General features: G+C 31.3%; 12 protein-coding genes and 4 pseudogenes. 13 read left to right on the forward strand and 3 right to left on the reverse strand.

Features of this window, described 5'->3' with window-relative positions; translation table 11 throughout:
• Positions 1-127: 127 nt before the first annotated feature.
• Entirely contained in the window at positions 128-676 is a 549-nt protein-coding gene (locus tag C1726_RS13680; protein WP_102273666.1) for a VanZ family protein, read from the reverse strand.
• A 609-nt stretch (positions 677-1285) separates the two neighbouring features.
• Positions 1286-1951 carry an HNH endonuclease signature motif containing protein gene (locus tag C1726_RS13690; RefSeq protein WP_102273668.1) on the reverse strand — a complete coding sequence of 222 codons (666 nt, stop codon included), beginning with the start codon at positions 1949-1951 and terminating at the stop codon, positions 1286-1288.
• Between the two features lie 567 nt (positions 1952-2518).
• Here C1726_RS13690 and C1726_RS13695 point away from each other — a divergent pair.
• The 11 genes and pseudogenes from C1726_RS13695 (at position 2519) to C1726_RS13745 (ending at position 17448) form a co-directional block, all read left to right on the forward strand.
• On the forward strand, positions 2519-3916 hold the full coding sequence (locus C1726_RS13695) for an S-layer homology domain-containing protein (RefSeq protein WP_180968191.1): 1398 nt from the start codon (positions 2519-2521) through the stop codon (positions 3914-3916).
• Between the two features lie 244 nt (positions 3917-4160).
• Positions 4161-4223, forward strand: a pseudogene (locus C1726_RS26945) (hypothetical protein); the annotation flags it as partial.
• Between the two features lie 280 nt (positions 4224-4503).
• Positions 4504-5418: a tyrosine-type recombinase/integrase gene (locus tag C1726_RS13705; RefSeq protein WP_102273670.1), complete on the forward strand. Its 915-nt coding sequence runs from the start codon at positions 4504-4506 to the stop codon at positions 5416-5418.
• Positions 5419-5485: 67 nt separating this feature from the next.
• A complete protein-coding gene (locus C1726_RS13710) occupies positions 5486-5815 on the forward strand; it encodes a hypothetical protein (RefSeq protein WP_102273671.1) in 330 nt (109 codons plus the stop codon).
• 561 nt (positions 5816-6376) lie between these two features.
• A complete protein-coding gene (locus tag C1726_RS13715) occupies positions 6377-6778 on the forward strand; it encodes a DUF3888 domain-containing protein (RefSeq protein ID WP_235822778.1) in 402 nt (133 codons plus the stop codon).
• Between the two features lie 1087 nt (positions 6779-7865).
• Positions 7866-8282: a hypothetical protein gene (locus tag C1726_RS13720; RefSeq protein WP_216629068.1), complete on the forward strand. Its 417-nt coding sequence runs from the start codon at positions 7866-7868 to the stop codon at positions 8280-8282.
• Between the two features lie 1743 nt (positions 8283-10025).
• Positions 10026-10442 carry a hypothetical protein gene (locus tag C1726_RS13730; protein ID WP_216629068.1) on the forward strand — a complete coding sequence of 139 codons (417 nt, stop codon included), beginning with the start codon at positions 10026-10028 and terminating at the stop codon, positions 10440-10442.
• A 587-nt stretch (positions 10443-11029) separates the two neighbouring features.
• Positions 11030-12772, forward strand: coding sequence for a hypothetical protein (locus C1726_RS13735; RefSeq protein ID WP_102273674.1), 1743 nt, complete (start codon positions 11030-11032; stop codon positions 12770-12772).
• A gap of 114 nt (positions 12773-12886) precedes the next feature.
• Positions 12887-13084: pseudogene (locus C1726_RS26950) on the forward strand (DUF6531 domain-containing protein); the annotation flags it as partial.
• Between the two features lie 60 nt (positions 13085-13144).
• Positions 13145-17080, forward strand: a complete 3936-nt coding sequence (locus C1726_RS13740) for an RHS repeat-associated core domain-containing protein (protein WP_102273675.1) — start codon at positions 13145-13147, stop codon at positions 17078-17080.
• An 11-nt stretch (positions 17081-17091) separates the two neighbouring features.
• Positions 17092-17448: a histidine kinase gene (locus C1726_RS13745; protein WP_102273676.1), complete on the forward strand. Its 357-nt coding sequence runs from the start codon at positions 17092-17094 to the stop codon at positions 17446-17448.
• Positions 17449-17883: 435 nt separating this feature from the next.
• On the opposite strand, the pseudogene C1726_RS13750 reads toward C1726_RS13745, so the two are convergent.
• Positions 17884-19118 (reverse strand): annotated as a pseudogene (locus C1726_RS13750) (IS110 family RNA-guided transposase).
• A 63-nt stretch (positions 19119-19181) separates the two neighbouring features.
• On the opposite strand from C1726_RS13750, the pseudogene C1726_RS26595 reads away from it, so the two are divergent.
• Positions 19182-20154, forward strand: a pseudogene (locus tag C1726_RS26595) (IS3 family transposase); the annotation flags it as partial.
• A 339-nt stretch (positions 20155-20493) separates the two neighbouring features.
• Positions 20494-21105 carry a hypothetical protein gene (locus tag C1726_RS13760; RefSeq protein ID WP_102273678.1) on the forward strand — a complete coding sequence of 204 codons (612 nt, stop codon included), beginning with the start codon at positions 20494-20496 and terminating at the stop codon, positions 21103-21105.
• Positions 21106-21139: the final 34 nt, after the last annotated feature.

Genomic DNA, 21139 nt, shown 5'->3' on the forward strand with positions numbered 1-21139 from the left:
GGACATAATGAATCTCTTGCTATTTTTATATATCACAGGTTGAATTTTTAAACAAAGATAGCAATAAAATTTATACAAACAGATTAATTTTACTTAGCTACTTGATATATATAATTTAATAAAGGATTTAGCTTAGAATTAGCTTTTTTTTTATTGTGCAAGACACTAATGCTAATTTAGAAAAAAGTTTATACAGTAAATATCCTATTAAAACGCCTACAGAGTTTGCCATAATATCATTAATATCAGTAACTCTATAAGGATATCCAATTACCAAGGAGATAATAAATTGAGTAATTTCAATTAAAAGAGAAAATAACAAACCTATTAAAAAAACACTCTTAATATTAACCCTCTTCAAATATGGTAAGCCAAAGCCAAAAGGGATTGTTAAGAGGATATTTAAAAAAGTTTGTTCATAGTTTTGAAACTTAAAAGGAATAAAGTTTGTTCTAGAAAAAGTTGAAAGCTGCTCTTTTAATTCCTCTACAAATAGAGTACCTATTTCGATTGGGAAAATTGTATATTTGATTACATTTAAAATATAGAAAAAGAAAATTGTATAAAACAAAATATAAATATTGCCTTTTTTATATGTTTTTTTCAAGAAAAAGACTAAACCAGATAAAATCAAAAAACCTATAAGATAAGATATTAAATCAAAGTCTATAAGCATAAGTCTTATTCCTTTCTGTAAAGAATAATAACAAGAGCAAAAATAAAACTGCTCTTGTTATTGATAACTTAATAGTCGTTTTCAAATTTACCACTACCTCTTAGATCCCAGCCATCATCATGTGAACCATGTTTATCAAATCTCAAATAATATTCATCAGCAGGCTCAACTCCTAGTGGTAATTCAAAAGAAGTCTTAGACTCTAGTGTACTAGAGGGTTGCACACCCGTCTCACCAGCTAAAGTATCAGGTCCAAGAGTATCTCGCCAAGCAGCAACATTGATTTTGGCAGGAGATGGAGTTTGCCCTTTTACATCAGCCCAAATAGAACCAGACCCCATTTTGTGAGAAAAAAGGACATTTTTTTGACTTTATTTACAAAACACCCTTTCATCTGGAATATTTTACAGATTAATAATACCATATTATGGAATAAATTAAATCTATTACTTTTAAAATGTCAAAAAACGGTTATTTTAACCTATGTAACAATCTATACTTTTCCTATCCTTCCATATCCTTACTCGTTATAACATTTTTGTAACTTTATAATTTTTTAAAAATAATAAGTGACTGACCATTTCGTTGATCAGGCCAGCAATTTTGTTACTACAAATCCTTAAAGCCTATAAACTTCCTTTTTTGAAAAAGTAAGGAATCCGCGCCTATGTCATGTTTAAGCTTAATCTTCATACCATGATAGACGCTCAAGGTATCAAAGTGTTGGATTCTATATGTTTCTGGTTCAATATACATGCTTCCCTTATCTAATAATTTATGGCAATCTTGACATGTAACGACCATGTTTTCTGGGATATCCGGGCCCAATTCGCCAATTGAATGTAGATGATGTGTCTCTGTATAAAATTCATCTGGGGCAGTCTCTAGTCTGTTTCCATTACAAATTTGGCAGGTGTGCTGATAACGTTCTTTTAATTGAATGCTGACATCTCTATTTCGGTCAAACCCTTGGTACTGTCGTAGCTTAGGATTTTGATTTTCTACTTCAATCGTTTCCATAGTTTCAAGTGAAGATCCTTTATAATCATCAAAGAAAGGTTCCTCTTTCTTAGCTCCATAATGTCCTCTAAGCTCTTCTTCCTCATCCTGATCCCAATTAGATTCGGCATCCAAATAACTTTCTGCTAAATCACGTAATTCTTCATCATAAAGATCCAAGTTTTCATTGTCCAAAAAATCAAATTGCATATGATTGTTTTCGTACTCAAAGCCAATATGCTTAAACATAAGATCAATATCAATTTCTTTATACATGTAAACCTCTCCCTTAAATAAAAAAATGGAAGCATCCGTTGCTCCCATTTTTTTAACTTTATCTAATTTTTTATTGGTTTATATTATTTTTACTCTGTATTAAATAGCGACTCGTATATATCGTTATGATTGAAGTTGAATCATTATGACTCCCTTTCAAAAAATAGACTCATATATATTTATACATATAAACTTGAAAAACACACACAAATTGATATTTTGATTAATTGTTTTAAATACCTATTAAACAATAAAAAGCACATAGAAGATAAGGAAGAAAAAGCTCCTAAATCTATCAAATCAATTAGACTTAAAAGGTTAAGGCGCTATTTGTATTCATATATAACTATACTTGAAGTTTAGAAAAACTCACGGTAAGTAGTTCTGTAATGTTTTCTTGATAAAGCTTCGTTAATCAAAGTCAAATTTGGTGTTATAAAGATTTCTGAATTAGAAAAAGCCTCTAAGGTATTTTAGTATATGGTAATATATAACTATATAGGGTATATCTAGATGTAATTAGTACCAATTAGTAGTTTTAGATTCATGGGGAAGAGGGGATTTGGAATGAATAAAGGCAAAATGATTAAAGGTTTAATAGCAAGTGTTGTACTTGCAAGTGGGTTAGGTTTTTCAGGTGGTTCTACATTTGCGGCAAAGAACTTTACTGATTTAGACAGTGATAAAACACACGCTGAAGCTGTAAAATATTTAAATGCATTAGATGTTTTTGATTACAAAACAGGAACTAAATTAAATGGCAGTGCAAAAGTTACACGCGCCGAAGCTAGTGTAGTTTTACATTCTCTAGCTCAATACACTGATTTGAAAAAAGTGCGTACTTACAAAAATAACTTTAAAGACCTAAACAAGAAGACTCCTAATTATAAGGAAATTGTCTGGGCTTACGAAGTAGGTTTATACGGCGGAGATGCTAAAGGAAACGTTGCTCCTAAGGAAGAATTAACTCGTGCTCAAATGGCTAAGATTCTTGTTATTATGTTTGATTTAAAAACTGATAAGAAGATGACTTTTAAAGATGTTAATTCTAAGCACTGGGCTTACAAACAAATTAACATTTTAGCTAGTAATGGTATCACAGTTGGAGACGGTAAAGGTAACTTCAAGCCAAATAATAAAGTTACTTTAAATCAGTTATCTACTTTTATCTTACGTATCAGTAACATGCAAAACGAAGAGGTAGAAACTGGTGAAGTCAAGACTTTCGAAGAGATAAAGAAAATGGCTAAAGATTTGTATAATAGTCCTTTATACCAACCTGAAGAAATAGTGTTCTATACTTCTAAGAATTTCGATGATGAATTCCTAGACTATCTCGTAACTGAGGATATAAGTCAAGACCTTCCAGGTTATTCTTTCTTTGGAAGACAAGTGTCTCTTTATGTGGAAAAGGAAAATGGTAAATACAAAAATTATCTATCAGTAGCTAATACACGTGAACAGGAAGATGATTTAGAATACAGTAAGAAAATGGATAAAGCAGAAAAATACATTGTAGATAACTACACTCTAAATACCGATTATGATGTAGTTAGTGCTCTAATTGATTTTGTTACTAATCAATTTGAATACGGAGATTTTATTGAAGAAGGACATCCATACTTGCTTTGGGGTCAAAACACTGTTTGTACTGGCTATACTGATTTAATGGCTGAACTATTAACTCGCTTTGGCTTAGAGTCTCGCTTAGTAACAGGGGATGCTCATGCTTGGAATGCTGTTAAACTTGGTGGAGCTTGGTACTATACTGATGCTACATTCGCAGATGGTACAAAACAAAAAGATAAGTATACAGTAATGACCAATTCTGAAAGAGTTGCTTCATTAAACAATCCAAGCAATCCAATTGAAACAACATTCAAAGCAACAGAAGTTCCATTTGATAAGAGCATGGCTTTACCTTACAATTATGAAAAACAAAAGAAAAATACTAAAAGAAAATAACATCTTAGAGGGTCTTACTATTACCAGTAAGACCCTTTTCTTTGTGCATACATTAAATATTAAATTTAGTTCATCAAGGAAAGAGGTCATCTTATGGCATTAGTTAAATATGATTTTTATGAAGGTTGTGAAGATGGAGATTGTGGCGGCACATGCCCGCATTACACATTAGCCATATGTAAAGTTTGCGGACTGACTTAAGCATTATAAACTAACAAAAGGAGTAGTAGTAACTAATAGTAAATTCACAAAATCTGCAATTGAACTTGCGGATTCCAATAATATTATTTTATGGGGTAGGGGGTAGCGTCAGGAAAATGCGGATTTACAACGCTAAGCCCATTTTCAAGACGATTTCCCCGTTTTTAACAACATTAGGAAAGTTTTAGTGGTCTTAAAGTCATTCATGGCTTCTCCTTTATTCAATCCTTTTTTATTTATTGTTATACTAGACATATAATATACATTATACACGTTCATTTCCTTTTACTAGTGTTATACTCATCATATAATATAGAAAATGCTTATCTATTAAACTGCTTTTTAATTAGATAAACTCAGCATATAAGTTAAGGAGCGTGTATGAATTGTTACCGGCCTACATTTCTCATCTTTTAGAAAAAGGAAAATCACAAAATACTATTATTTCCTACACGAATGATCTGAACGCATTTTTTGATCAATTACATATCAGACCCGATGATTTTGTGACGGCTGCAGATGTTCGCAAATGGATCCATGACATGCTGCATCCAATAGACATAAAACCAGTGGCAATATCAACGATCAATCGGCGCCTAAATTCATTGCGCAGCTTTTATACCTGGGCAGCCAAAAATAACAAGCTTCAGCATAATCCAATGAACGATATTCAAGATTTAAAAACAGCTGATGAGGATAATGAGAAAATCATGTGGCTGACAGAAGAAGAGTTTGAAAATCTGCTCTATATTATAAGGAAGAAACCCGTCAAAAGTAGGGGAGTCAATCCTGACGAAAAGTACCGAAGAGACCGAGCGATTATTTACTTACTTACCTATGCTGGCCTTAGAGTGGATGAGCTTTCTAATTTAAAATTAACGGATATTGATTTAGAGCTGAAACGTATTCGTATCGTAGGGAAAGGGATGAAGGTAAGGTCAATTCCAATTTCTAATATGCTGCTTGCGGAAATTCAGGAATGGTTAGTATTTCGGGTTGAAATGGCAAAACAGAAAGCATATGTGGAAGATTTCCCCTATGTCTTTTATAGTCAACGGTCTGTGAAATTTACTGTTAGAGGGATCCAGACAATGATTGAGGGATACAGCTTACCTAAGAAAAAGCTAACTCCTCATATGTTCAGACATACGTTTTGTAAATGGATGTTGAAGGCAACAAAAAATGATATTGAAAAAGTAAGACGGCTCGCCGGGCATAGTAATATAGCAACAACGAGTATATATTTGAAAGATTCATATAGTGATTTGACCGATGCTGTTGATGCATTGCCGAAGTTTTAAAATTTTTAGATTTAATTAATTATAAGAAATAAAAAGATACTTAGGAATGTAAATGAGGTGAAATATTTTGAACTCAACAACTAAGAATATTCAAGAAGATTTTGAAGGTATTAAATTAAACATTGATTGTATGATTGAAACCCTTGGTTATATAAATCTGGACATACAATCACCTAATGTAAAAAGGGAAATTCATCATATTGAATCATTATTAACCTCACTTAGGGATAATATTGAAAATGATGAAATTAAATATCTCCAAATGTTAATAGAGAAAGAACGTAGAATGAAGATGGTTGAAGATGAAAGATTTCGAACAAATTATAATAACAGTGTAGATGGGCGAATATGGAATACATATTACTCTGGTCAAGGAGATATGGGAATAAAGAAATAATACATTCTGCAAAAATAAATTAATATTTTACGAATTGAAATTAGAGTCAGTGTCTAGCTTAAATTTTATTTAATGAACAAATGTCTTTTGACCTTTAAAATATAAGTTAATATGTTAAATGATCAGCTAGTAGTTTAATTTTACTAGATTAATGTTATTGAATGGAAGCTTTAGTAAAATTACTGAGCAGTCATTGTGGGCTACACTTTCGCATTTTTAATATTCCACAGTCGGACGCGATTGCTGCAAAACAACAGTAGAAAATGATCAAACTTTTTTTAAAAAGTTTCACAGTATTTCACAAAGGAAGAACCCGTTTTGATTAATCTTTTTTCAAAAAGGGTTCTTTTCAATTATCGTAAAATGTGGATTTGATTGTTGCTTTTAATCAAACTTTATTCCAAAGCTACAATAGATCCTATTCAGTTATTCTATTAAAGGGCGCAATTCTGCAACAATGAATTTGGCTCTTTCTTTATGTAAAGAGTCATATTCTTGAATAAAATATTTTAGTTTTTGTGAAACTAAAAAGAGGTAATAATTATTAAAAAATTTGCAGTTTTGTTTATAGTTGGAATGCTCTTAGTAATATTTAATAGAACAGTAAATGCAAAAACAGAAACAATTAATGCAGCCGATACGGAATTATCTGAAACGTTTAAAATGGCACTTATAAGTAGCCTAAGAGAACCAGTTGATAAAGCAATTGTTGAAATCTACAAAGACGACAAAAATGCACCAAATGATCTTACTTGGGCTTCATATGACACAGAAATCCTTAAAATAAAACAGGTATATGGAATTGGTGGATTATATGAGATAACGCTTAAAGTATATCCTTACTATCGCGCTCATATGAGTTATCTAAATACCATAGCAATCGGCCAATCTGTTCTTCATATTCTGGTAATGAAGATACCAGTAAAACTCTTCTCTCCAACAAGATCATCCTCCTCTAATTAAAATGCTTACATTCTATTAAAAATTGATGTTTCCTTCTATTTTTTTAAAAAACCTTTCCGTATTTCACAATCTGATGCCCCCTAAAGGAGGTTCAGCTTTTCCTTTTTGCTTCTAGGAATACTGGTACAGAATCATGATTAATACGAAAATATTGAAAGTATTCTATCTATAACTTTTTGATTCTCTCTTTGCATTCAAAACAATTAATTTCATTTATTTTCCTAAAGACAATTTGTTTTAGAATCCTTTTTTCTTTACGAGAGGCCCAATTTATTGCTGTACCACAGGCACATAAATATCTATTTTTTACAGCATGAACACGTTGATCTTTCAAACACTTTATGGTAGGGTAATGCATTTTATAATCAATCCTATTATCGTATTATTTTCAGATCGATTTTACCACATTCCTAATAGGAAAACTGTGACGGAAACATCTTTTTACTAATTTACAGTTAATATCCATCTATAGAAACGCTTTAGAACAAGTTTTCAAAAAAATTAACAAGAGTTAGAGAAAGAGCGTACTATGTCACTGAGTGAGTGCGCTGTTTTTAGTTACATAAAAGATAAAATTATACTAGAGTTCAAGTGCATTATCCTTCTATTGAACCAAAACCAGTACTAAAAATAACTATTTCTAAGGACATTGAAATATCTAATGAAGACTTAAAAACTGAGATAGATTATTTATAAGCTTCTAAGGATTTTTAACTCCCAATAAAAGATGTTTTGTATGAAATTAAAGTAAATAAATCTTATACGAACAAGTAGCCTTAGTTAAACAAGTATTAATTGATTTCAAGTTTGAATTCATATTGTAGTTATTCCATTAAAGGGCACGAGAATCGAACAGCGATGGGCTGTATTGATACAGTCCGTTTAATTTAAAGATGTAATTTATATATTGAAGTAGGAGAGAATCCAAAGTGTGGAGCAAAATGGGAATTCTGAAAGGGAAAAAGTTATTTGTAAAAATTTTGATAGTAATTCCATTTTTATTTGCTTTGACAGGTTGTAGCAAGACAACTTCGGATATAGAAAATTATCTTAACACTGGAACTGAAATTGATTACATGCAAAAGAAATGATGCCCACTCTTGATTATTTACCTGAATATGAGGATATCGAATATAGATATACGAATAAAACAGTTTTAATGTTTCAATCTAACTCTATTGCACTTATTGTAAAATATGATGATAAAACATATGAAGGTGAAAAAGAAAAAATAGCAGAAAACTATACATTTTTAAACATTACTTCTACTACTAAAGATGAATTGATTACCCCTGAATATAAATTTTCAATAAATAGTTACTCTTTTAAAGTAGTTGAAGGAAATGAGTTTCTAAAATCATTTGGTATGATTGGAACATCTAATGAGAAACAGAGTATTGCATATTTATATTTTTATGATTTTGATTTAGATAATATTGGAGATGAAAATGATAGTAACCTTATGCCAGATTTTGTTAAACAGTATTTCGATTATGATTTTTAGATTGAAAGTATCATCCCTATTTTCGTTTGCATCTTTGTTCAGTATAACTAGCAGTTATTCAACAATCCGGCGCTATGGTAGAATAAACCTTTGATATTTAAACGACTTTATTATTATGTTTTAGTATAGTGAAGTACCTTTCTTCAAAAATTAAACAATTATATTTTTAACCCCGTCCTAAATTAGAACGGGGTTATTCTTATTTGACTATTTTGATTAAATAACTTTATTGTCTTTTTACAAAGTGATCATTGTAAAAACTAAATTTGAACTTAAACAAATAAATTGCGAAGCAAAATGCATAGATCTAATTTCCTGAATATTCACAAAAAGAATTGTAGATACTGTAAATAAATAGACCTGAATGTATATTTGTATTAATTCCCATTTACCTAATTATGGTTAGCGAATTGATGTAAATTTATGATTTTCTAGGTGCCATATATCTACATCTATGTCTATTTTTCTACATTTATTTATCAAAATATTGCATCTGGGTTTAAAGTTCTGTTTTAAGTTACGCTATGTAAAACTAACAATAATTGCATTAAAATGACATTGTAGTCAAAAATTAGGAGGTGTTTTTTGTGAATTATTTATACTATTCTATTAAACTGTGTTTATTGTCTGTACTCGTCTTTTTCTTATTTTTGAAAGGAAATACCCTTGTATTTGCTGCGGATGAACAATTGACTAATGATACTAGTGATGATCCCCCAACAAAAAGTATTCTAGTCAGTAGTGGACAAACAATTGAGATACTTCCTTCAAGAACAGAAGATATGGGCATGTCTATCTCAAATGCTGGAGCCAGTGACATTAATTATGATTTTGTAATTGAATCAAGTCATAATAATAGTAGTGATGGAGATTATAATTTGGAATCTGGCTTACTATTAGTTCTCTCTGAAGACAAAAAACTATTACNATTGCTGTACCACAGGCACATAAATATCTATTTTTTACAGCATGAACACGTTGATCTTTCAAACACTTTATGGTAGGGTAATGCATTTTATAATCAATCCTATTATCGTATTATTTTCAGATCGATTTTACCACATTCCTAATAGGAAAACTGTGACGGAAACATCTTTTTACTAATTTACAGTTAATATCCATCTATAGAAACGCTTTAGAACAAGTTTTCAAAAAAATTAACAAGAGTTAGAGAAAGAGCGTACTATGTCACTGAGTGAGTGCGCTGTTTTTAGTTACATAAAAGATAAAATTATACTAGAGTTCAAGTGCATTATCCTTCTATTGAACCAAAACCAGTACTAAAAATAACTATTTCTAAGGACATTGAAATATCTAATGAAGACTTAAAAACTGAGATAGATTATTTATAAGCTTCTAAGGATTTTTAACTCCCAATAAAAGATGTTTTGTATGAAATTAAAGTAAATAAATCTTATACGAACAAGTAGCCTTAGTTAAACAAGTATTAATTGATTTCAAGTTTGAATTCATATTGTAGTTATTCCATTAAAGGGCACGAGAATCGAACAGCGATGGGCTGTATTGATACAGTCCGTTTAATTTAAAGATGTAATTTATATATTGAAGTAGGAGAGAATCCAAAGTGTGGAGCAAAATGGGAATTCTGAAAGGGAAAAAGTTATTTGTAAAAATTTTGATAGTAATTCCATTTTTATTTGCTTTGACAGGTTGTAGCAAGACAACTTCGGATATAGAAAATTATCTTAACACTGGAACTGAAATTGATTACATGCAAAAGAAATGATGCCCACTCTTGATTATTTACCTGAATATGAGGATATCGAATATAGATATACGAATAAAACAGTTTTAATGTTTCAATCTAACTCTATTGCACTTATTGTAAAATATGATGATAAAACATATGAAGGTGAAAAAGAAAAAATAGCAGAAAACTATACATTTTTAAACATTACTTCTACTACTAAAGATGAATTGATTACCCCTGAATATAAATTTTCAATAAATAGTTACTCTTTTAAAGTAGTTGAAGGAAATGAGTTTCTAAAATCATTTGGTATGATTGGAACATCTAATGAGAAACAGAGTATTGCATATTTATATTTTTATGATTTTGATTTAGATAATATTGGAGATGAAAATGATAGTAACCTTATGCCAGATTTTGTTAAACAGTATTTCGATTATGATTTTTAGATTGAAAGTATCATCCCTATTTTCGTTTGCATCTTTGTTCAGTATAACTAGCAGTTATTCAACAATCCGGCGCTATGGTAGAATAAACCTTTGATATTTAAACGACTTTATTATTATGTTTTAGTATAGTGAAGTACCTTTCTTCAAAAATTAAACAATTATATTTTTAACCCCGTCCTAAATTAGAACGGGGTTATTCTTATTTGACTATTTTGATTAAATAACTTTATTGTCTTTTTACAAAGTGATCATTGTAAAAACTAAATTTGAACTTAAACAAATAAATTGCGAAGCAAAATGCATAGATCTAATTTCCTGAATATTCACAAAAAGAATTGTAGATACTGTAAATAAATAGACCTGAATGTATATTTGTATTAATTCCCATTTACCTAATTATGGTTAGCGAATTGATGTAAATTTATGATTTTCTAGGTGCCATATATCTACATCTATGTCTATTTTTCTACATTTATTTATCAAAATATTGCATCTGGGTTTAAAGTTCTGTTTTAAGTTACGCTATGTAAAACTAACAATAATTGCATTAAAATGACATTGTAGTCAAAAATTAGGAGGTGTTTTTTGTGAATTATTTATACTATTCTATTAAACTGTGTTTATTGTCTGTACTCGTCTTTTTCTTATTTTTGAAAGGAAATACCCTTGTATTTGCTGCGGATGAACAATTGACTAATGATACTAGTGATGATCCCCCAACAAAAAGTATTCTAGTCAGTAGTGGACAAACAATTGAGATACTTCCTTCAAGAACAGAAGATATGGGCATGTCTATCTCAAATGCTGGAGCCAGTGACATTAATTATGATTTTGTAATTGAATCAAGTCATAATAATAGTAGTGATGGAGATTATAATTTGGAATCTGGCTTACTATTAGTTCTCTCTGAAGACAAAAAACTATTACTCCATGCAAATAAAGGCTTACTTTCTATAAATATTCCAGAGAGCTGGAGTTATTCTATAAATTCTCAAGAGATTGTATATAAGATTAGTCTTGCACCAAACGAGAGTTATTCTATTGTTAATCAAGATAGTATAATGACGAAAAATGTAGATATTATTGGTAGTGATACAGGTATAGCTTATTTTGAAAATGGTCAAGTGAAAAGTGGAAATTACTATACTTCTTCTAAAACCGAATTTCTTAGACCTAATCGTATGATGGTAATAACTAACTATGGTCAAAAGAATGCACAGATTAACGTTCAAAGAAAGAGTGTGTCTGTTAATAAAAGTGATACGCCAGCTCTGGAAATAAAAAAAATGGCACCAAATGATAATGTCAAAGTGACAAATGCTCATGCAGAATACTGGTCTCTTTATATTCAGAACGAGGGATATGAATACGCATCATATTTTTCAGATGGTTCTCCAGATAAAATAGAGGTAAATTCTTCAAGAAGTTCTACATTAGTGAATAAAAATGGTGGGTATACCATATTAACTAATAGTTCAGGAAGCCCTTTGACTATTTATGCTCCATATTCAGCCCTTAAGATAGAAAATCATCCATTACCTGCATTATCAAAGGTGATATTATCACCAGGTGAAAACAATATTATCAAGTTAAAGAGTACAACTTCCTATTCATTAAAACCTAGAGATGATGGGTATGATTATGTTAGTTATAACAGTTCCGGATCAGTGTCACGGTTAGAATATAAAGTTTCAGGTACTCTTTTCAGCAGTATAAACATTCCAAGTAGTGGTTATGCTCACATTAGCAATAGAGCAGATCACAATATCATTTTATACGGGCATAATGGTATTTTCGAAGCTGAAAATACTGAAAAAAAGGCACTATTTGAAGAAAAAGTAGGCTCCTTGCAAACCTATAGATTTAATAATTTAAGTAGTAAACATACAAATGATATATATAAAGAAAAACGTTCACAAACCCATCATTCAGCTACTTACTATAAAAATAAATCAGGTGAAACAGCTGAGAGACAGTCAACATCTAGTTATATAGATGTAACAAGTGGTGGATTTGCAGAAGTAACAAACCTAAGTCCAGAAACAATGCTAGTTTATGGTGCAAATTCTTCATTTAGTTTTGAAAAAGTAAATCATAATTCTTTATACCAAAGAGTTCTCACACCAAATAAAAATTATCTTATTAAAAACACTAATGTAGGTACCGAAAAGCTAAATTTTCAAGATAATGACACTAGTTTTACTTATGAAATTATAAAGAGCGGTAAAGTGGTTAGTGAAGGAACGCAAAAAACTAAATCAGGATATATAAATGTTCCATTCGGTTCTTCAATCAAAGTTAATAGCAGCTCCCAGAGGCTAACTCTATAGGGTCATTATTATTCTTTTAACGATAATATTCACGAGGATTTTGTAGAAAAAGAAATCGTAGATTCAACTTATGGAAATATTTCAAATGGAGAATATGTATCTGATCCTGTAAACATTACAAATGGGAACTACATTTATCAAAAAGTTGACTTTTCGATCCCTAGTATTGGAATACCACTAGAGTTTGGTCGTTACTATAATTCAATTAGTCAAGAAGCCACTTCTCTAGGAAAAGGGTGGAGTCACACATTTAATAGTTTTATAGAGAAAACTGATGATTCCTCACTCCGTGTACAATACCCAGATGGAAAAGTAGTTATTTTCAAAAACTATAATGGAGAATTTCGACCTGTACCTGGTATTACAGAAGAATTGGCTCAAACAGAAGATGGATACCAATTAAGATTTAAAAACCAAATGATACTAACATATAGTAGTGATGGAAAGCTCATTAACATGAAGGATAAAAATGAAAATGAGTTAGTCTTTACTTATGATAATAATCAACTTGTTAATATTAATGACACCACGGGGAGAAGTATACATCTACAGTATAATAATGAGGGAAAACTTACTCATGTAACAGATCCATCAGGAGAAATAGTACAATTTAAATATGATGAAAAGCAACAGTTAGTAGAATCAGTTGATAGAAATGGAAACAGTACTCTTTATACCTATGATGAACACGGAATAACCAGTGTTACGGATAAAAACGGCAATCAATTTATTAATAATACGTATGATGAAAAGTCCCGTGTTGTTAAACAAATTGATGGTGCTGGAAATATTACTCTTTTTACTTACAACCCAGAGAAAAGATTAAATACTGTTACAGACCCGAAGGGTAATACAACAACATATGAATATAATGAGTATTTCAGGGTAACAAAGGTCACCAATGCGAAAGGATTTGTTAGTGAATCCAAGTATGATGATCAAATGAATAAAATATCGGTATCTGATAATAAAGGCAATACAACACTATTTTCTTACGATAGAAACGGAAATATTACTAAACAGATAATGCCTGGTAAACAACAGGCTGAAACCATCCTTACGTATAATGATAATAATCAGATTATCGAAGAACAGAATCCTCAAGGTCAAATAACCTATTACACATACGATAATCGAGGAAATCTATTAAAAACCGAGAGGAAAAGCGAATCAACAGAGTCAATAACTAAAATATATGAATACAATGAGACTGGAAAAGTTACATCAGTAACCAATGAGCTTGGAGAAAAAACTATTTATAATTATGATAGTTTTGGAAATCTAATAGAAAGTACGGATCCATTAAATCGGACCACTAAAAAAACATTTGATCAATTAGGAAGAGTACTATCTGTAACAGATGCAAAAGGGAATACTACCAAATATGAATACGATAAGGAAAACAACCTTGTAAGTGAATCATTACCTGATGAAACCTCAATAAAATATACTTACGATGGAAATGGAAACATACTTACAAGAACGGATGCAAAAAATAATCAAACAAGTATGACCTATAACTGGAATAATAAGCTCAAATCTAAAACTGATGAAGAGGGTCATACAACTGTATATACTTACGATGGAAATCAAAATCTTGTAAAAACAACTTACCCAAATGGTTATTCTATTTATAATCAATATAATGAGCTTAATCAATTGGTGTTATCGGTAGATTCACTAAATAGAGCAGAGAAGAAAACTTATGATGCCAATGGAAATCTTGAAACAGAAACAGATGCAAAAAATCTATCAGCCACAGTATCGAAAACATTAATTAGCGACCTATATATTGATGCAACAATCACAAAAGGATTAGTTACGATTTTAGGCTATAAAGATGGAACATGGCAGCCTATATACAATACAAATCAGTCGAACAGTGATTGGGTTTCTTTAGAAGCTGGAATAGAGAAAATAAAGTTAACATCTTCTGAAGATTTTGAAGGAAATGCTGTATTATTAAAAGTAAAAACAGATAATAATGGTGAACAAACAACAGATGCAATAACAGTAAAATTAGCGGACCAAGAGTCACAAGAATTCTCACCTATTCCTAAAATTTCTGTTAATACTGAAGAAGATTCTACACTATCCTTTCAATACAATGAACGAAACGAGCGTATTCTTGAATCAAATAGGCTTAATCGTAAAGTAGAATACCAATATGATATACTTGGTCAATTAACTGATATTATTGATGTTAATGGTCAGATAACTAAATATGAGTATAATGACATAAATCAACTAGTAGGTGTAGTAGATGGTCAAGGAAATAAGACAATTTATTCTTATGATTTATTAGGCCAACTAATTCAAACAACAAATGCTAAGAACCAAACAACTCAATATGTGTATGATCAAGCAGGACAATTAATTGAGGAAATTGATTCATTAAATAATAAAACGACCTATGAATACGATGCTATTGGTAATCAAACAGCAGTTAAGCGAAATGAAAAATTACTAATACAATATGAGTATGATAAAAATAATAGGTTAATAGCAAAAACAGAATCTGAAGATAGAATTCAATATGAATACGATGATAATGGCAATTTGAAGTTAATGACTGATGCATCTGGAACAACTGTATATGAATACAATAAATTAAATCAGATATCAAAAGTTGTTTACCCTAATCAAATATCAGTAGGTTATGAATATGATGAGCAAGGGAACGTAAAACAGCTAGTATACCCTGATCAAACAAAAGTGGAATATATACGAGATGCGTCAGGATTAGTTACTTCAATAAAAGACTGGAATGGAAAAGAAGTTAAACTAAGTCGAAGTGTAGACGGATTAGTTGAAAAAGAGATTTATCCAAATGGAGTTGAAACCAACTATTCTTACAATGACCTGTCTGAAATAAAAACCATAGAAAATAAGAAAACAAGCCAATCTCTTTTCTCTAGAGCCTATGAGTATAATAATCTAGGCCAATGGAATAAAGCTGTTGACCAAGAACAAAAAGAAACTTTCTATTCATATGATGAGTTACAGCAGCTAATAAAGTTTCAGAATGGTAAAACAAATAATGAGTATCAATATGATGAAATAGGGAATCGAAAAGAACTTAAAACCGTTAACAGTGTTCTAAGCTATGATTATAATAACGGCAGTCAGCTACTGAAAATTAACAGTAACACTGGTAATGAACAGATCAATCTGGAGTACGATTCAAATGGTAACGTGGTCAAAAAAGGTGACAATGTCCTTCAATATAATAATGAAAGTCAGCTTATTCGTTATACGTCACCTGAACACGATATTTCATATAAATATAATGGTTTAGGGCGTCTTGTTCAAAAAACAGTTAACGGAAAGACTGAAACTTATATTTATAATGAGCTAAGTGATGATGCACAACTTCTAGCTGTAATTGATGAAAACGGGAACACAACCTCCAAATTTATAAATAATACAATCATGGAACAAGGTGAGAAAACTTATTATTTATTAAAAGATGGGCAAGGCAGTGTTATCCAAGTCATTGATGAAGCTGGTGCGGTTGCTGCAGAATACGAATATAGTCCTTTTGGGAAGATGAAGGTTATAAAAGGGGAACTATCGCAACCGATTGGTTTTACTGGTGCAATCACAGACCGTGATACTGGACTACTTTACCTTAATGTACGTCACTATGATCCTGAAACAGGACGCTTTGTTTCAAAAGACCCATATAAAGGGGAAAGAGATAATCCTATTTCGCTCAATCCTTATATTTACTCCTATAACGATCCTATAAATCTTTATGACCCGAGTGGCATGAGTCCTATTGAATTTGATGATAGTTTATGGGATATCCATAATGATCTTGAAGATTGGTCGAACTGGTTAACCTTTATTCCAGGTATTGGATTCATAAAGGGTGCTTATGAAGCTTCTATGGGTCACGATCTTTTGACAGATAGCTCACTAAGCAATAAACAGCGTTTTTATTCTTCACTGGGGATGATTCCTGGCGTTGCTGTTGGAAAAGCTGGAAAGGTTGCTAAGGGTATAACCAATGCAACTAAAAATAATTACAGAAAGTTGTATTTAGAACAATTTCCAGATTTACCTAAAGGCTGGCAAGTTCATCATACTTTACCACAAAAATACGAAAGAATAATGAAAAATGCAGGAATTAATATTCATGAAGTACAATATTTAAAAGGTATAGACCCAAAAATACATTCAAAAATAACAAATGAATGGAGTAAATGGGATAAGAAGCTAGGGAGAACACCTACTTCACAGGATATAATAGATTTTGCAAATACTATTGAGAGTAAATTCGGAAAGTATTGGCACAATAACTAGGAGGGGTTGTAGTGGAAGAAAAAAAGCAATTGTTTAGGCAATTAAAATCTATTAAGGATTATTGGGTGAAGACTTCATTAGAAAGTTTAGATGAAAATGCTGACTTAATTTGGTCTGATTATGAAGAAGAGTATCAAAAATTACAACATTTATTAAAAAAAGATGAAGAAAAAGAAGCATATGAGAGAGTATTAAATGAGCTGATTAAAGGTGCTATTCACTCTATATTAGTGATGGTAGATGGTGGAGATGACTTAGCAGACAAATATACAGTTGATTTAGTAATTGATAAGAACAATAAGTCATTGAAAACAAATGGTGCTTTACATGAAGAGTTTTATGATTATCTACTTGATGTAGAAGACTAAGTTACACAAGCTAATTTAGCTACTGCAATTACTGCTGCAATCACTGCTGGAACAGAAACTCGTTTCGCAACAGCAGTAGATGGAACTGGTGTAATCACATTAACAGACAAAACTGCTAATGGTGCAGCTGCTCCAACTTTAACACTTAACTAATATTAGTGTCTGTTATAACAAGAATAATGTCGAAAGGCATTTAGGAAAGGCTCTGTGGAGATATTCATCACCACAGAGCCTTTATTTTTTTGTAACAGAAAATTAACAGTTACAGTGCTGACTAGATATGAGTCACTTTATTCCACAAAACCAGCTAATAGTTTGTCAAGATTTTTCAATAAAAAATATAAAACGGACATGATATACTAAAAAAAGGGTACAAGAAATAAGCCTTCCTTTATATAATTGGAAGGTATTTTTTTATATACTTAGATTTGATTTTTAAGCTGCATTTTGGAAGGTCATTTTCCTTTTTAATAATGCATAAATCCAATGTAAAAGCTTATTTGAACAGGCAATTATGGCTACTCTAAAAGGTTTTCCTTCTTCTCGTTTTTTATCGTAGAATTCTCTTAATCATTTATTTCTAGCGATAATCATCACTTGTTTTTTTCTTACGTGCATCTCTTACACCGCATTGTACAGCCAGGAACAAAGCTTGCTTTAGTTTGCTAGAACCTCTTTTGGTTATGCGATAAATGGAAGCAGTATACCTACCAGAAGAGTAAATGCTAGGATCTCTCCCGTCGAATACCACTAGCTTTTTAGAATGGTTAAACCGATCTATCTCTCCAATTTCTGAGATGATTGTTGCCGAAATCTTTTCTCTAATACCTAAGATAGACTGGATAATCTCATATTCTTCAATTTCTTTCGCGAGGGCATCTATTTCAGCTGCTAACTTTGATAGATACTCTTGATATTGAAGAACAAAGTTGATAAACATTTATAGGTTAAAGATATGGCTCTGGTACAAGTTGTTTTGAAACGGATTACGTAATGCAGCTTCTCTCAATTTATGAGCTTTTTCCTTTGCCCATTTTTCTGAACGAGTTGTACATAATTCTGCGATTTTTATTAGTAAGATCACATTCACCGACACTTAGAACACTTCAGAAGTCGGAAAGAGTGATAGAATCTGTAGAGAGATTTTTGAATATAGATTCCCAAAGACGCCTCTATATTCAGGAAATATCTAATCTAAAATCGATTGTAGCTGTAATTTCGTTTGTGCAGCTGTGCTTGAAATCGTTTCTTGTTGTCTCGTGAGATTACGAAGATTTAAGAGTTGAATTCCTCTTTTTTTGTATGTTTCTAACTCTTCCTTTTAATACAATTCACATAGATGTTAGGCATCGATGGCACTTGTCTTTACCTTTCGTAAATTTGTACTTCTAGCTCGATGAGAGACAAGTGAGTTGACAATAATATAGACATACTGTTGTTCCTCCCAAAATGGAATGACAGGGATAGGGTACTGGACTGTAGATTCTAAAATAACCGTAGGTTGCTTTCCATCAGCCAGTCTCTCAATCTCTTTTAGAAATTCTAATAAACCTCCTAAACGATCTAGAGTATGTTTAATACTAAAGCTCTTACGATAGGGCTGACTTTATCCAAAAAGGTTTGGACCTGACTTTCTCCTTTAGAATATCCAGACCAACGACTAATATCATTTCCACGGACCAGAATCTTTTAAAAGAGCTATACACGTTATACTTTTGAAGATAAACAACCCAAAAAAAGCTAAGAATCAAATCTTCGAAGAGGGTTCCTTAGAGGCATTACAAGTAGAGAATGAACGTTTACGTATGGAGAATGCCTTATTTCAAGAAAAGGAAACATTACAACGAAAGACAAGGCAAAAGTAGTCTATTAACAAAGAAATCAATTTAGCGTAAAAGAGTTAATAAAATTAGCCGCCATCAAGCGTAGTACATATTATTACTGGACAAGTCGCTTTGACCGACCTGATAAATATACAGAAATGAAATCGATGACTACTACTATCTATCATGACCATAAGGGAAGATATGGTTATCGGCGAATAACGTAAGAATTATGTAATTAAGGATTCCTGATTAATCATAAAACCGTCCAACGGCCTTATGAAGGAATTAGGTTTAAAATCGCTTGTACGCATGAAAAAATACCGTTCTTATAAAGGCAAAGTAGGTAAAATTGCGCCAAACATTCTTAAACGTGATTTTGTAGCGACAAAACCAAATGAAAAGTGGGTAACGGACGTAACTGAATTTCATTTATTTGGTGAGAAGTTATATCTTTCCCCTATACTAGATTTATTTAACGGTGAAATTATTACCTTTAATATTCAAAGCCGTCCTACATATGAACTGGTTTCGAAAATGTTAGATAAAGCTTTTAACTGCTTATCCGCAGGAGATGCCCCTGTCTTACATTCGGATCAAGGTTGGCATTATCAAATGAAACAATACTTTTACGCCTTAAAACAACAGGGTGTTAGCCGAGGCATGTCCCGTAAAGGCAACTGTTTAGATAATGCAGTAATTGAGAACACTTTTGGTCTATTAAAATCTGATCTATTATATATACAAGAATTTGAGAGTACGGTTCACTTTAAGCATGAGCTTGAACTTGTATATCGAGTATTACAATCACAAACGTATCAAAGGAAAATTAAGAGGATTGAGTCAGGTACAGTATCGAATTCAATCCTCCATAGCAGCTTAATTTAATAGTATGTCTAACTTTTCGGGGTCACTTCAAAATAAGCAAAGTGTCTTTCTTCAAGAAAAGGGTCAGAGAGTGGAGCAACTTTATATTACGTAGTAGCTCTTACTGAGCAATAAGGTCTTCATTTTTAGAGGATCAGGTGACATAATGCATTTAAACTTACAAGTAGTTATATGGGACATATTACACCCTTTATGGTATTATTCCAAATTACATCTCTTATCCTCGCCGTTTTATCCTTTTTATCTTAAATTTATCTATTTTATCAAATTTTATCATTTACAAAATACGGGTAATTGTTTATGATAAAATTAAGATGAAAAAGGGGTGTTTAATTTGAACTATGATAAAATTATCTTAGAGTTAATGAATCGCATTCAATTTATGGAAGAGCAAGTGTCATTGTTAAATGAAAAAGTATCAATTTTAGAAACTGATTTTGAAGTTGATTTTGATGAAGATGATGAAGTTGGTGAACAAGATGAAGTAACCCGGTCAGAAGCTCGAGATATGGCGATTAATATAATTAAAGAAAAATTTCCTGAGTATATAGTGGAAAAGGCTTCCCGGAAAGAGGGGAGTGGAATAAAAATAATATCTCCCAAATCTGGTTCTAAAAAACCAACATTTATTAAATTTTACCATAGTAAGGAACATCGTTCACGGCACGGTCAACATGGATGGCATGTAGTTCGTTTAGATGATGTGATTGCGACTCCTATTGATTATTGTTTACTTTCATTTGTTGATTCGAAAGGGGATTGGAATTACTTCTTATATAATCAAGAAGAGATAGGCATGTATTATGATGATCACCGACCAAGTAGTAGTAATAATATTCTTCACCTTTACTTCATTGTTAAGGATGGAAAAGCAAAAGAGGTAAGAGAAAATACCGTAGATGTAACTAACCATTTAAATAATTGGGATGTATTAAAGAATATGTAGTTGTTTCTTTTCAAGATAATATAGTTTGTTAAGA

The organism is Cytobacillus massiliigabonensis (assembly GCF_900199725.1).
In the GTDB taxonomy this organism is placed as follows: domain Bacteria; phylum Bacillota; class Bacilli; order Bacillales; family Cytobacillaceae; genus Cytobacillus; species Cytobacillus massiliigabonensis.

Bases quoted from the DNA above. Each gene is read 5' to 3' on its own strand.
- C1726_RS13720 (WP_216629068.1), top strand. From the start codon at position 7,866: ATGATGCCCACTCTTGATTATTTACCTGAATATGAGGATATCGAATAT.
- C1726_RS13730 (WP_216629068.1), top strand. From the start codon at position 10,026: ATGATGCCCACTCTTGATTATTTACCTGAATATGAGGATATCGAATAT.
- C1726_RS13690 (WP_102273668.1), bottom strand. From the start codon at position 1,951: ATGTATAAAGAAATTGATATTGATCTTATGTTTAAGCATATTGGCTTT.
- C1726_RS13695 (WP_180968191.1), top strand. From the start codon at position 2,519: ATGAATAAAGGCAAAATGATTAAAGGTTTAATAGCAAGTGTTGTACTT.
- C1726_RS13680 (WP_102273666.1), bottom strand. From the start codon at position 676: ATGCTTATAGACTTTGATTTAATATCTTATCTTATAGGTTTTTTGATT.